Source organism: Streptomyces sp. NPDC050703 (assembly GCF_040654435.1).
Classification (GTDB): domain Bacteria; phylum Actinomycetota; class Actinomycetes; order Streptomycetales; family Streptomycetaceae; genus Streptomyces.
This window is the reverse complement of record NZ_JBFAHX010000012.1, coordinates 142,955-156,075: the sequence shown is the minus strand read 5'-3', so window position 1 is coordinate 156,075 and position 13,121 is coordinate 142,955. Positions and strand designations below refer to the sequence as shown.

At 73.2% G+C, this 13,121-nt stretch carries 12 protein-coding genes and 1 pseudogene; 7 read left to right on the top strand and 6 right to left on the bottom strand.

The features are described 5' to 3' along the window. Window positions 1-32 precede the first annotated feature (32 nt). A complete protein-coding gene (locus tag AB0I16_RS14485) occupies window positions 33-959 on the bottom strand; it encodes a hypothetical protein (protein ID WP_363249691.1) in 927 nt (308 codons plus the stop codon). 211 nt (window positions 960-1,170) lie between these two features. On the opposite strand from AB0I16_RS14485, the gene AB0I16_RS14480 reads away from it, so the two are divergent. Both AB0I16_RS14480 and AB0I16_RS14475 read left to right on the top strand, forming a co-directional pair. Next, window positions 1,171-2,187, top strand: coding sequence for a GlxA family transcriptional regulator (locus tag AB0I16_RS14480; protein ID WP_363249690.1), 1,017 nt, complete (start codon window positions 1,171-1,173; stop codon window positions 2,185-2,187). A 7-nt stretch (window positions 2,188-2,194) separates the two neighbouring features. Continuing rightward, a complete protein-coding gene (locus AB0I16_RS14475; RefSeq protein WP_363249689.1) occupies window positions 2,195-2,827 on the top strand; it encodes a DJ-1/PfpI family protein in 633 nt (210 codons plus the stop codon). 23 nt (window positions 2,828-2,850) lie between these two features. Here AB0I16_RS14475 and AB0I16_RS14470 read toward each other — a convergent pair whose 3' ends face one another. After that, a complete protein-coding gene (locus AB0I16_RS14470) occupies window positions 2,851-3,603 on the bottom strand; it encodes an enoyl-CoA hydratase-related protein (RefSeq protein ID WP_363249688.1) in 753 nt (250 codons plus the stop codon). 197 nt (window positions 3,604-3,800) lie between these two features. Between AB0I16_RS14470 and AB0I16_RS14465 the strand changes: the two genes are divergently transcribed. Beyond that, window positions 3,801-4,394: an ATP-binding protein gene (locus AB0I16_RS14465; protein ID WP_363249687.1), complete on the top strand. Its 594-nt coding sequence runs from the start codon at window positions 3,801-3,803 to the stop codon at window positions 4,392-4,394. Between the two features lie 24 nt (window positions 4,395-4,418). Here the strand turns inward: AB0I16_RS14465 and idi are convergent, their stop codons facing one another. The 4 genes and pseudogenes from idi to galE form a co-directional block, all read right to left on the bottom strand. Further along, complete coding sequence (idi, locus tag AB0I16_RS14460; protein ID WP_363249686.1) at window positions 4,419-5,012, bottom strand: isopentenyl-diphosphate Delta-isomerase; 594 nt, start codon at window positions 5,010-5,012, stop codon at window positions 4,419-4,421. Window positions 5,013-5,395: 383 nt separating this feature from the next. Beyond that, a pseudogene (locus AB0I16_RS14455) lies at window positions 5,396-6,133 on the bottom strand (methyltransferase domain-containing protein); the annotation flags it as partial. A 211-nt stretch (window positions 6,134-6,344) separates the two neighbouring features. After that, window positions 6,345-7,283, bottom strand: coding sequence for a cation diffusion facilitator family transporter (locus tag AB0I16_RS14450; protein ID WP_363249685.1), 939 nt, complete (start codon window positions 7,281-7,283; stop codon window positions 6,345-6,347). Window positions 7,284-7,459: 176 nt separating this feature from the next. Next, window positions 7,460-8,464: a UDP-glucose 4-epimerase GalE gene (gene galE / locus AB0I16_RS14445; RefSeq protein ID WP_363249684.1), complete on the bottom strand. Its 1,005-nt coding sequence runs from the start codon at window positions 8,462-8,464 to the stop codon at window positions 7,460-7,462. Between the two features lie 277 nt (window positions 8,465-8,741). On the opposite strand from galE, the gene AB0I16_RS14440 reads away from it, so the two are divergent. From AB0I16_RS14440 to AB0I16_RS14425, 4 genes are read left to right on the top strand one after another with little or no spacing between them, the layout of a single operon-like run. After that, the gene (locus AB0I16_RS14440; protein WP_363249716.1) at window positions 8,742-10,550 is read left to right on the top strand and encodes a DUF5941 domain-containing protein; all 1,809 of its coding nucleotides are present in this window, start codon (window positions 8,742-8,744) and stop codon (window positions 10,548-10,550) included. Next, the gene (locus tag AB0I16_RS14435) at window positions 10,547-11,284 is read left to right on the top strand and encodes a phosphocholine cytidylyltransferase family protein (RefSeq protein WP_363249683.1); all 738 of its coding nucleotides are present in this window, start codon (window positions 10,547-10,549) and stop codon (window positions 11,282-11,284) included. Before AB0I16_RS14440 ends, AB0I16_RS14435 begins: the two co-directional genes overlap by 4 nt. After that, window positions 11,272-12,336, top strand: coding sequence for an iron-containing alcohol dehydrogenase family protein (locus AB0I16_RS14430; RefSeq protein ID WP_363249682.1), 1,065 nt, complete (start codon window positions 11,272-11,274; stop codon window positions 12,334-12,336). The genes AB0I16_RS14435 and AB0I16_RS14430 overlap by 13 nt, the downstream gene beginning before the upstream one ends. Then, on the top strand, window positions 12,314-13,093 hold the full coding sequence (locus AB0I16_RS14425) for a CDP-alcohol phosphatidyltransferase family protein (RefSeq protein WP_076683139.1): 780 nt from the start codon (window positions 12,314-12,316) through the stop codon (window positions 13,091-13,093). Before AB0I16_RS14430 ends, AB0I16_RS14425 begins: the two co-directional genes overlap by 23 nt. The last annotated feature ends 28 nt before the right edge of the window (window positions 13,094-13,121 follow it).

Sequence of the window (13,121 nt, the reverse complement as noted above, 5' to 3'; positions counted from 1 at the left end):
CCTCGGTCGGGCCGTACCATGCCGAACGCGTCTCAGCGCTTGCCGATGAGGTCCGCGGGGAACGCCCCGGCCCGCAGCGCGGCCCCGACGAACACCGTGCCCAGCTCCGTGAGGCGTTCGACGCCCGCCGGGCCCAAGTGCTCGTAGGGCGCGCGGTCCAGGCGGTCGGTCTCCGCCTCGATCTCCTCGCGCAGTGCGATCCCGGCGCCGGTCAGCTCGCCCTCGGCGTCGAGCACGCCGCGGGCGCGCAGGCGCTCCTCCGCGGCGTCCCACTCGTCCTTGTTCCAGCCGCGGGTGGAGAAGACCCACTTCGGGCGGGTGCCCTTGCCGGTGGCGGTATGGGTGACCAGCGCCTCCAGACCGTCGAGCCCGGCGCCGAGCAGGACGCCCACGTGCCCGTCGCCGCGGTGCTCGCGCAGCAGCGTCGCGGCGTGCCAGTACGCCAGGTGCGGCTCCCGCGGCACGGGCAGGTCGGCGTGGGCGGAGTACAGGGGCCGGCCGCCGCGGGCGCAGGCCTCGGTGGCGCGCAGCGCGAGCCCGGCGGCCTCGGCCATCTCCGGTGAGGCGACGGCGTCGTCGCCGAGGAGGCGCCGCAGCGTCGCGTCGACGCCGCGCAGCCGGGCCGCGAGGACGTCCTCGGGGGAGGCGGTGCGCCAGATGTCCGGCACGTGCGCGGCCACGAGGTCGTGCTTGTAGTTGTAGAAGGCGGCGGTCACGGCTCCGGCCCCGACGGCTCCCAGGGCCGCCGCGCGCACCGCGAAGTTGACGGCGCTGGGGTGGGTGATGCCGAGTCCGGCCAGCTCACGCGTCACGTCCGGCGAGAAGTAGTGCGACGAGTGCAGGGCGTTGAGCGCGTTGTGGCAGCGGCGTCCGGCGCGGGGGTGCGGCGCGGCGGACGAGGGCGCGGCCGTCGCGGCCGTGGAGGTCGTCGAGGCCGTGGAGGTCGTCGAAGAGGTCATGGGAGCACGCTACCTACTGGTCGGTATGACGTCTCCGGTCCACCCCCGCGCAAACACGCCATGGCGGGAACGGCACCGGCTCCCGGAGAGCGCGAGGAAGACCATGGCAGGAAGGGCCATGGCAGGGAGGGCCATGGCAGGGAGGGCCATGGCAGGAATGGTGGGTCATGCGTCATTGCGGCCATGCGGCGGGCGCCGAAGAATCGAGGGCATGGAGCAGCGAACCGTTCTGGTCGTCCTCTTCGACGGTGTCCAGAGCCTGGACGTCACCGGCCCCGTGGAGGTCTTCACGGGCGCCGGCATGGCCCACGACGGCGGCGAACCCGCGTACGCCGTGCGCACCGCCTCCCTGGACGGCGGCCCCGTACGCACGTCGAGCGGCCTCACGCTCGTCCCGGACCACCCGCTGTCCGACGCCCCCGTGCCGCACACGCTGCTCGTGCCCGGCGGCATGGGCACGCGCCCCGAGGACCCGGCGCTGATCGGCTGGCTGCGCGCGCACGGCCCGCGCGCCGAGCGCCTGGTCTCGGTCTGCACCGGCGCCATCAGGCTCGCCCAGGCGGGCCTGCTGGAGGGGCGCAGGGCGACGACGCACTGGGCGTACTGCGACAAGCTCGCCAGGGACCATCCGGGCGTCGAGGTCGACCCCGATCCGATCTACGTCCGCGACGGCCGGGTCGCGACGTCGGCGGGGGTCACCGCGGGCATCGACCTCGCCCTGGCGCTCGTGGAGGAGGACCTGGGCCGCGAGGTCGCCCTGACCGTCGCCCGGCACCTCGTGGTCTTCCTGCGGCGGCCGGGCAACCAGGCGCAGTTCAGCGTCCAGCTCTCCGCGCAGACCGCGCGGCGCGAACCGCTGCGCGAGGTGCAGCAGTGGATCACCGAGCACCCGGAAGCGGACCTCTCGGTGGACGCGCTGGCGGCACGCGCGAACCTCTCGCCCCGCCACTTCGCCCGCGCCTTCCAGGCCGAGACCGGGCTGACGCCGGGCAAGTACGTCGACCGCGTCCGCGTCGAGCACGCGCGCCGGCTCCTGGAGGACACGTCCGACGGGGTCGAGGAGGTCTCGCGCGCCTGCGGCTACGGCACTCCGGAGGCCATGCGCCGCGCCTTCCTCAAGGCGCTCGGCACGGCCCCCGCGGAGTACCGCCGCCGCTTCCACCCCGTGCCACCCGCGGCGGACCCCGCCGCCCCGAACCGCACATCCACCGCCCACGCCAACCGATGAGGACACCATGCAGATAGCCATTGCCCTGTACGAGCGCTTCACCGCCCTCGACGCGATCGGCCCGTACCAGACGCTCTCCCCGCTGCCCGGCGCCGAGACCGTCTTCGTGGCCGAGGAGGCGGGGCCGGTCCACGACGACAGCGGGAGCCTCACGCTGATCGCCGGCAAGTCGTTCGCGGAGGTGCCGCGCCCCGACATCGTGGTGGTGCCCGGCGGCCCCGGCCAGAGCGACCAGATGGAGAACGAACCGCTCCTCGGCTGGCTCCGCGCCGTCGACGCCACCTCGACCTGGACGACCTCGGTGTGCACGGGGTCGCTCGCGCTCGCCGCCGCCGGCCTGCTCAAGGGCCGCCGCGCGACCTCGCACTGGCTCGCCCTGACCGAGCTGGACGGGCTCGGCGTCGAGTCGACGGGGGAGCGAGTCGTCTTCGACGGCAAGTACGTCACCGCGGCCGGTGTCTCGTCGGGCATCGACATGGGCCTCGCCCTGGCGGGCCGGATCGCGGGCGACGAGCACGCGCAGGCCGTCCAGCTCATGACCGAGTACGACCCGCAGCCGCCCTACGACGCGGGGTCCCCGGAGAAGGCGCCCGCGCACCTGGTGGCACGGTTCCGGGAGGGGAGCCGCTTCGGGCAGTAGCCGCCCCCGGGCTCGTGCGCGGCTCAGCCGGCGGGGGCGCTCCAGGTGAAGCGCGGCTGCCTGCGTTCGAGGAAGGCGGCGACACCCTCCGCGGTGTCGCCGCCGGCGCGCGCCTGCTCCCGCCAGTGCGCGTCGCGGTCGGTGCGCCCGTCGGCGAACTCCTTCGCCGCCGCCTGCGTGAGCCCGGAGCGCGCCGCGAGGACGCGGGTGAACTCCGCGACCCGCTTGCCCAGCAGGCCCGCGGGCAGCACCTCGTCGACCAGGCCGGTGCGGGAGGCCCGCTCGGCGCCGATCAACTCGCCCGAGAACAGCAGGTACTTGGCGGTGGCGGGGCCCACCAGGGAGACCAGGCGCCGCGTGGACGACGCCGGGTAGACGAGGCCGAGCTTCGCGGGCGTGATGCCGAAGGAGGCGTCCTCGTCGGCGAAGCGCAGGTCGCAGGCGGCGGCGAGCTGGCAGCCGCCGCCCACGCAGTAGCCGCGGACCGCCGCGAGCGTCGGCTTGGGGAAGGCCGCGAGCGCCTCCTCGGCCCGCACCGCGAGGTCCTGGGCGGTCCCCGCCGCCTCCCGCAGCGAGGAGATGTCCGCGCCCGCGCAGAAGGTGTCGCCCGCGCCGGTGAGCACCAGGGTGCGCACGGCCGGGTCGGCGGCGAGCCCCGCGAGGAGCGGCGGCACCTGGCGCCACATGGCGGCGGTCATGGCATTGCGCTTGTCCTGATGGTCGATGACGAGGGTGGCGACGCCGTCCGTGACGGCGTGCCTCAGCTGCGGCTCCATGCGCCGGATGCTATCCGTCCCTGCCGCGCCGCCTCGTCGGCCTCGTACAAGCTGAAGAATCTGTGAAGACGGCAACAAAATGACGAGAACAGTCATGAAAGCGGCATCACATTGCGACGCCGATCAAATCACGTCGATAATCGCCGACTTCTCGTCAGTACGGCGGTCAGGACCCGAGCGTTCCCAACACTCGACGTGTGGTGACTATCGAGCGCGAGGGCGGCGACCGGACGATGGAGAACGACGGGAGGGGCCCCGGCCCACTCCCCGGAGACGGCCCGCGAGTGCCGTACGAGGGGGTGTGGCGCTTCACGGCACCCGCCGTCGACGCCTCCGTGCCCCAGGCGCGGCGCGCGGTGCGCGACCTGCTGTACCGGCAGGGCGTACCGGTCTCCGACGACACCATGCAGGGGCTGCTGCTCATCGTCTCCGAGCTGGTCACCAACGTGGTGCGCCACGCCGCCCTGCTCTCACCGATGCTCGCGGTGGAGGTCGCGGTCGGCGCCGAGTGGGTGCGGGTCTCCGTCGAGGACAACCACCCCTACCGGCCGACGGCCCTGGTGGCCGACCACGGGCAGACGGGCGGGCGCGGCCTGCTCCTGGTGCGCGAGGTCACGCGGGAGGTGGGCGGTGCCTGCGACGTCGAGCACACCGCGAGCGGGGGCAAGGTCATCTGGGCGGCCCTGCCCCTCAAGCCCGTCAACGGCTCGGGCCCGTCGGAGAGCGACCCGCCCGGCACGGGGCCCTGGAGCCCCGGCCACTCGGGCCTCGGCTCCGCGGGCCCCTTCTGAGCGCGCACCGGCCGGTCCCGCGTGCTACCAGCCGGCGGAGGGCCCGGTCAGCTCCCTGATCGCGGGCCGCGCCGCGTCGAGCACGGTCATGAACCACGCGGAGAACGGGCCTTCCTCGTGCCGCTCCTTCAGCTCCTCGGCGGTCACGAACGCGGTCTCGCCGACCTCGGAGGCGTCCGGGCGCAGCGGCGCCTGGACCATCCCCACGAAGAGGTGGTTGAACTCCTGCTCGACGAGGCCGGAGTCCGGGTCCGGGTGGTTGTAGCGCACGGTGCCCGCCTCGGCGAGCAGCGAGGGCGAGACGCCGAGCTCCTCGTACGTGCGCCGGGCGGCGGCGGCGAACGGCGCCTCGCCCGGATAGGGGTGGCCGCAGCAGGTGTTCGACCAGACGCCGGGGGAGTGGTACTTGCCGAGGGCGCGCTGCTGGAGCAGGAGGCGGCCCTGCTCGTCGAAGAGGAAGACGGAGAACGCCCGGTGGAGCTGTCCGGGGGCCTGGTGCGCGGCGAGTTTCTCCGCGGTGCCGATGGTCCTGCCGTCCTCGTCGACGAGTTCCAGCAAGATCGCTTCTCCGGTGCCGTTCGACGAGCTGTTCGCCGCGGTGGCAGGTGTGATCGGCATACCCATCCTTCGCTTCGGTCTTCGAGCCTCAAGTCTGCCGTACGTTCCGGACGCTCCAGGCACGTGCGGGCCCGCATGTCCCGGCGCGCGGAAGCACGCCGGGACACGCGGCGGGCGCCGCCGGCCCGGGCGCCCGCACGGGCGGGGGCCCCGGAAAGCGGCCGGACGCCCGATCACGCACCGCCGCGGCGGCGCCGAACCGCCGGAACCGCCGCGGACGAGCGCCGTCACGGCGCGGCCGGGAGCCGCGAAGCTTGGCCGGATCACGCCCCCGAAGCGGGCCGGAAACCGGACCCCGGGCGGCACGCGGAGCGCCCGGGGTCCGGCGCGGCCTACGCCGCCGGGGTCCCGGCGGCCTCCGGCCCGGCAGGCCCGGCGCCGACCGGCCGCATGACGTAGCCCGTGTAGCCGAACTCCGTCCCGTGCTCGCGCCGCATCGCGATCTCCTCGCGGGTCGCGGCGAGCGCCTCGGCCATCCCGGGCCTGCCGGGGTCCGCCGCGTCGGCGCGCGCGGCGAGCGGGCCGTAGTACTCCTCCCAGTCGGACTCGGGCTGCGCGTACACACCGAGCACGGCGTACCCGGCGGCGGTGGCGGCCCGCACGTTGTCCGCGCCCGTACGCAGCGTGTAGTGCGGCTCCCAGAAGGCGCGCGCGGCGGCGGACGGTTCGGCGACGGTCCACTCGCACTCGGTGACGACGAGCGCGCCGCCGGGCGCGAGCAGCCTGCGCCAGGCGCGCAGGGCGGTGTCGAAGCCGATGGAGTACGCCGAACTCTCCGCCCAGACGAGGTCGAAGGCCCCGTCGTCGTAGGGGAGTTCGGACATGTCGGCCTTGACGGCGGTGATCGAGCCGTCGAGCCCGCGCCGCAGCGCCGCGGCGCGCAGCTCGTCGAGGAACGGCTCGTGCAGGTCGACGGCGGTCACCTCGGCGCCCGCCTCGGCCGCGAGCAGCAGCGCGGCCCGTCCGGGCCCGCAGCCCAGATCGAGCACGCGCGGCCGCTCGGGCAGCGCGCCGGCGAGGGAGAGCAGCCGCCGGGTGGTGTCGTCGGAGCCCGGACCCTGCCGCGGAAGGCCGTGGTGCAGGGCGAAGAAGGCGTCGGTGATCGAAGAGTGGTCGGTCAACGTGGGAAACCCTTGGATGAGGGACCCGCGGACGTGACGTACGAAGGCGTACGAGAGGTCAGGCGCGGGCCCGGTGAGTGAGGACGCACGTGTGGCCGCGAAGAACGGCGCTCGTCACGACAGACATCGACCCACCTCCAGGGTTCCGGTGCCCCGTGAGCCGGGGCCGGGTCACCGTAACACCGGCCGCGGCCGGGGCGCCCGCGATTTCTCAGTGGCAGAGCCCCGCCTCGTGGCGCGCGTAGCCGCTGGGCTCCAGCTGGAAGGTGCAGTGCTCCACGTCGAAGTGGTCGCCCAGGCACTCCCGCAGCTCGTGGAGCATCTTCTCGTGGCCGAGCGAGTCGAGCGTGCCGGAGCCGACGACGACGTGCGCGGAGAGCACGGGCATCCCCGAGGTGATCGTCCAGGCGTGCACGTCGTGGACCTCCTCCACGCCGGGCAGGGCGAGCATATGGGCCCGCACCTCCGCCATGTCGACGCCCTTGGGCGCAGACTCCAGGAGGACGTTCAGGGTCTCCTTCAGGAGCTTCACCGTGCGCGGGACGATCATGAAGCCGATGACGAGTGAGGCGATCGGGTCCGCGGCCTGCCATCCGGTGAGCATGATCACGACCGCCGAGACGATGACCGTCACGGAGCCCAGCGTGTCCGCCACCACCTCAAGGAACGCGCCGCGCACGTTCAGGCTCTCCTTCTGGCCGCGCATCAGGAGCGTCAGCGAGACCATGTTGGCGACGAGGCCGAAGACGCCGAACCAGACGGTCAGGGTGCCCTGCGTCTGCGCGGGGGTGATGAACCGCTCGACCGCCTCGTACAGCACGTAGCCGCCCACGGTCAGGAGCAGCAGGCAGTTGGCGAGCGCGGCGAGTATCTCGGCGCGGGCGTACCCGAAGGTGCGGTTGCCGGTGGCCGGGCGGTTCGCGAAGTGGATCGCGAGCAGGGCCATGCCGAGCCCGAGCGCGTCCGTCGCCATGTGCGTCGCGTCCGCGACGAGCGCGAGGGAGTCGGCCAGGACGCCGCCCACGACCTGGGCGAGCATGACGGTGACCGTGATGGCGAGCGCCACCCGCAGCCGTCCCTTGTAGGCGTTGGCCGCGGTTCCCTTCGCCGGTGCCCCGTGGATGTGTCCGTGATCGTGCCCAGCCCCCATGGAGCCGCCTCCCGCGTCGCTCATCGGTCTGCCGTTCGGTGGTCGCGCGACCTCAGTGAACTACGGGCGGGGGGTATTGGCAACGCGGCACTGAACACCGTTGTCACCTGCCCTGACCTGCGAAAATGGCAACGGTTGCCGTCAAGGGGAGCTGTGCAGGTCAGGGCGGTGCGACCTCAGCCGCCGAGCGCTCCGTGGTGGTCGCGGCGCGCCTCGGGGTGATGCAGGCACCACCCCGCCCACGCCGACTCGACCATCTCGCGCACCGAGCGCCGGGCCCGCCAGTCCAGCTCCCGGGCGGCGAGCCGCGCGTCGGCGACGGCACGCGGCGCGTCGCCCGCCCGCGCGGGCTCGACGAGCGCGGGCCTGTCGTCGCCGGTGACCTCGCCGATGACATCGATCAGTTCGCGTACGGAAACGCCCTCGCCGCGCCCGATGTTCACCGTGAGGTCGCCCTCGGCGCCCCCCGCGAGCCGGCGGGCCGCCGCCAGATGGGCCTCGGCGAGGTCGGACACATGGATGTAGTCCCGTACGCAGGTGCCGTCCGGGGTGGGGTGGGTGTCGCCGAAGATCCGCGGCGACTCGTCGCGGGTGAGGCGGTCGAAGACCATGGGGACCACGTTGTAGACGCCGGTGTCCGCCAGCTCGGGGGCCGCGGCGCCCGCCACGTTGAAGTAGCGCAGGCACACCGTCGCGACGCCGTGCGCCGGGCCCGCCGCCCGCACCAGCCACTCACCGGCGAGCTTCGTCTCGCCGTAGGGGCTGACCGGCGCGCACGGCGTGTCCTCGCCGACGAGGTCCACGTCCGGCGGGTTGCCGTACACCGCGGCCGACGAGGAGAAGACGAACCGCCGCACCCCCGCGTCGGCCACCGCTTCGAGGAGCGTCGTCAGGCCGCCCAGGTTCTCCCGGTAATAGCGCAGCGGCTGCTCCACCGACTCGCCGACCTGCTTGCGGGCCGCGAGGTGCACCACACCGGTGACGCCGTGCTCGGCGAAGATCCGGCGCAGCAGGGCGCCGTCGAGCGAGGAGCCCTTGATCAGGGGGATGTCCGCGGGCAGCCGCCCCGGAACGCCGGACGAGACGTCGTCGAGGACGACGACGTCTTCCCCGGCACCGGCCATGACCCGCGCCACATGTGCCCCGATGTATCCCGCTCCGCCTGTGATCAGCCATGTCATGGCCGACCACCCTATGACCCGGTGCCCCGGGTGAACGCTCTGGGGCAAGCCGGGCGTGGTGCGGGCGCGGTTTGTGGCCGCGGCCCCCCATCCACCATGATGATCGCGAGGGCCGGGCCCTCGCAGGCCGCCCTTATGGGGCGTGAACGGGTGGTGAACGCCCGCTTCCCGGCATCCGATAGCCTCTGCCGACGTGCCGCCCGGCCGTGTGGCCAGGGGCGCCCCCTTCCGCACGTGCCCGGCGCGAGCCGTGCCGGGAATCAAGGAGTGAGTTCGTCTGTCGACCGCCATCCTCACCGGTCAGCCGGTCCCCGGGTCGCCGCTCGAAGGTGACTTGCGGTCCCTCGGCTTCGACGTGCGGGTCGCCTCCGACGCGGCGGACGCCGAGACGCTGCTCGCCGCCGTGCCGGCCGGACAGCGGGTCGCCGTCGTCGACACGCGCTTCGTCGGCCACGTGCACGCCCTGCGCCTCGCCCTCACCGACCCCCGCTTCACCGCGTCGGCGGTGCCCGGCGCCGTGACGGCCAAGCCCGAGGCCCGCCAGGAGCTGACCCGCGCCCTGCGGGCGAGCGCCGCGGCCCACGGCGGCGTGGCGACCCTCGAAGCGCTCCCCGACTCCGTCGCCGCGGCCATGGAGTCCGGCGCCGCCGACGTGCACCGCCCCGACCTCGGCACCCTCGTCGCCACCGTGCCCACCGACCCGCAGACCCGCAACGAGGCGCGGCAGGCCGTCGCCGCCGTCGACGACGAGGCCGTACGCCTGCGGAGCGCGGTCAAGGCCAGGGACGGCTTCTTCACCACGTACTGCGTCTCCCCGTACTCGCGCTACCTCGCCCGCTGGTGCGCGCGCCGGGGCCTGACCCCGAACCAGGTCACCACCGCCTCGCTGATCACCGCCCTGATCGCGGCGGGCTGCGCGGCGACCGGCACGCGCGGCGGCTTCGTCGCGGCCGGTGTGCTGCTGCTCCTCTCCTTCGTCCTGGACTGCACGGACGGCCAGCTCGCCCGCTACTCCCTCCAGTACTCCACGCTCGGCGCCTGGCTCGACGCGACGTTCGACCGCGCCAAGGAGTACGCCTACTACGCGGGGCTCGCGCTGGGCGCGGCGCGCGGCGGCGACGACGTCTGGGCGCTCGCGCTCGGCGCGATGGTGCTCCAGACCTGCCGGCACGTCGTCGACTTCTCCTTCAACGAGGCGAACGCCGACAGCGCTGCCGCCGGTGGCAACACCAGCCCCACCGCGGCCCTCTCCGACCGGCTCGACAGCGTCGGCTGGACGGTCTGGCTGCGCCGGATGATCGTGCTGCCCATCGGCGAGCGCTGGGCGATGATCGCCGTGCTCACCGCGGTCACCACCCCGCGCTTCACACTCGTCGTCCTGCTCGTCGGCTGCGCCCTCGCCGCCTGCTACACCACCGCGGGCCGCGTCCTGCGCTCGGTGACCCGCAAGGCCGCCCGCACCGACCGGGCCGGGCGGGCGCTCGCCGACCTCGCCGACGGCGGCTCGCTCGCCCGGGCCTTCGCCGCCCTGCGGAAACACTGGCCGCTGCCCGCCCCCGTCATCGCCTTCGCCGGCGGCGCGGTCGTCACCGCCGTGGCCGCGTTCACCTCGTACGGCAGCTCCTGGGTCGTCGTCGGTGCCGTGATCCACGTCGCGCTCAGCGGCCTGGCGCTCGCGCGGCCCCTCAAGGGCCCCCTCGACTGGCTGGTGCCGCCGTTCTTCCGGGCCGCCGAGTACGGCACGATCCTGATCCTCGCGGCCAAAGCCGACGTGAACGGGGCGCTGCCGGCGGCTTTCGGGCTGGTGTCCGCGGTCGCCTACCATCACTACGACACGGTGTACCGCCTCAAGGGCGGCACCGGCGCACCCCCGCGCGGGCTGGTGCGGGCGATCGGCGGCCAGGAAGGCAGGACCCTCGTGGTCGCGCTGGCCGCGGCCCTGCTGCCCGCCACAGATTTCACCGTCGCGCTCACGGCACTCGCCGTGGCCGTGGCACTGGTGGTGCTCGTCGAGAGCATCCGCTTCTGGGTGACCGCTCACAAGCGCGGCGCACCCGCCGTACACGATGAAGGAGAACCCGCATGATCGGCCTCGTCCTTGCCGCAGGCGCCGGACGGCGTCTTCGTCCCTACACGGACACGCTGCCCAAGGCTCTGGTGCCCGTCGACGGGGAGACCACCATCCTCGACCTGACGCTCGGCAACTTCGCCGAGATCGGTCTCACCGAGGTCGCGATCATCGTCGGCTACAAGAAGGAAGCCGTCTACGAGCGCAAGGCGGCTCTTGAGGCGAAGTACGGCCTCAAGCTGACGCTGATCGACAACGACAAGGCCGAGGAGTGGAACAACGCCTACTCCCTGTGGTGCGGCCGTGACGCCATCAAGCACGACGTGATCCTCGCCAACGGCGACACCGTGCACCCGGTCTCCGTCGAGAAGACGCTGCTCGCCGCGCGTGGCAACGGCCAGAAGATCATCCTCGCCCTCGACACGGTGAAGCAGCTCGCCGACGAGGAGATGAAGGTCATCGTCGACGACGCCAAGGGCGTGCAGCGCATCACCAAGCTGATGGACCCCTCCGAGGCCACCGGCGAGTACATCGGCGTCACCCTCATCGAGGGCTCCGCCGCCGACGAGCTGGCCGACGCCCTCAAGACCACCTTCGAGCGCGACCCCGACCTCTACTACGAGGACGGCTACCAGGAGCTCGTCAACCGCGGCTTCAAGGTGGACGTGGCCCCGATCGGCGACGTCAAGTGGGTCGAGATCGACAACCACGACGACCTCGCCAAGGGCCGGGAGATCGCGTGCCAGTACTGACGAGGCTCATCCCCTCGCCGGTCGTCGTCGACATCCGGCCGGGGGCGCTCAACGACCTGGCCGGTGTCCTCGCCGACCAGCGGATCTGCTCGTCGACCGGCAAACTCGCCATCGCCATCAGCGGCGGCTCCGGCGCGGTCCTGCGGGACCGCCTCATGCCGTCGCTGCCCGGCGCCGAGTGGTTCGAGGTGGGCGGCGGCACGCTGGACGACGCCATCAAGCTCGCCGACGCCATGAAGAAGGGCCGCTACGACGCCGTCGTCGGCCTCGGCGGCGGCAAGATCATCGACTGCGCCAAGTTCGCCGCGGCGCGCGTGGGGCTGCCGCTGGTCGCCGTCGCGACCAACCTGTCGCACGACGGCCTCTGCTCCCCGGTCGCGACGCTCGACAACGACGCGGGCCGCGGCTCGTACGGCGTGCCCAACCCCATCGCGGTCGTCATCGACCTCGATGTGATCCGTGAGGCGCCCGTCCGCTTCGTCCGCTCCGGCATCGGCGACGCGCTGTCCAACATCTCCGCCATCGCCGACTGGGAGCTCGCGGCCCGCGAGCGCGGCGAGGACATCGACGGCCTCGCCGCCGCCATGGCCCGCCAGGCGGGCGAGGCCGTGCTGCGCCACCCCGGGGGCGTCGGCGACGACGGCTTCCTCCAGGTCCTCGCCGAGGGTCTCGTCCTCACCGGCATCGCCATGTCCGTCTCGGGCGACTCCCGCCCGGCGTCCGGCGCCTGCCACGAGATCAACCACGCCTTCGACCTGCTCTTCCCCAAGCGCGCCGCCAGCCACGGCGAGCAGTGCGGTCTGGGCGCGGCCTTCGCGATGCACCTGCGCGGTGCCCGCGAGGAGTCGGCGTACATGGCCTCGGTGCTGCGCAGGCACGGCCTGCCCGTGCTGCCGGAGGAGATCGGCTTCACCGTGGACGAGTTCGTGAAGGTCGTGGAGTTCGCTCCGCAGACCCGTCCGGGCCGCTACACGATCCTCGAACACCTCGACCTGTCCACCGACCAGATCAGGGACGCATACGCCGACTATGCAAAAGCCATCGGTAGCTGAGCTACGCCCGGTCGTCCACCCCCCGGGCGTGAAGGACCGGCGGAGCGGCGAACACTGGGCCGGCCGGCTCTACATGCGCGAGGTCTCCCTGCGCATCGACCGGCACCTGGTGAACACGCGGGTCACGCCCAACCAGCTGACCTACGTGATGACCGTCGCCGGCGCCCTCGCCGCCCCGGCCCTGCTCGTGCCGGGCATCACGGGCGCGGTGCTCGGCGTGGTCGCGGTCCAGCTCTACCTGCTGCTCGACTGCGTGGACGGCGAGATCGCCCGCTGGAAGAAGCAGTACTCGATGTCCGGGGTCTACCTGGACCGGGTCGCCGCCTACCTGTGCGACGCCGCGGTCCTGGTCGGCTTCGGCCTGCGCGCCGCCGACATCTGGGGCTCCGGGCGCATCGACTGGCTGTGGGCCTTCCTCGGCACCCTGGCCGCCCTCGGCGCGATCCTGATCAAGGCGGAGACCGACCTCGTCGGCGTGGCCCGCCACCAGACGGGCAAGGAGCCGGTCAAGGAGTCCGCGGCCGAGCCGCGCTCCTCCGGCATGGCGCTGGCCCGCAGGGCCGCCGCCGCGCTGAAGTTCCACCGGCTCATCCTCGGGGTCGAGGCGTCCCTGCTGATCCTGCTCATCGCGATCGTGGACCAGGCCAGGGGCGACCTGTTCTTCTCGCGTCTGGGCGTGGCGGTCCTCGCGGGCATCGCGCTGCTGCAGACCCTGCTCCACCTCGTGTCCATCCTCGTATCGAGCAGGTTGAAGTGAAGACCCCGGCAGACACCCCGGCACAGAG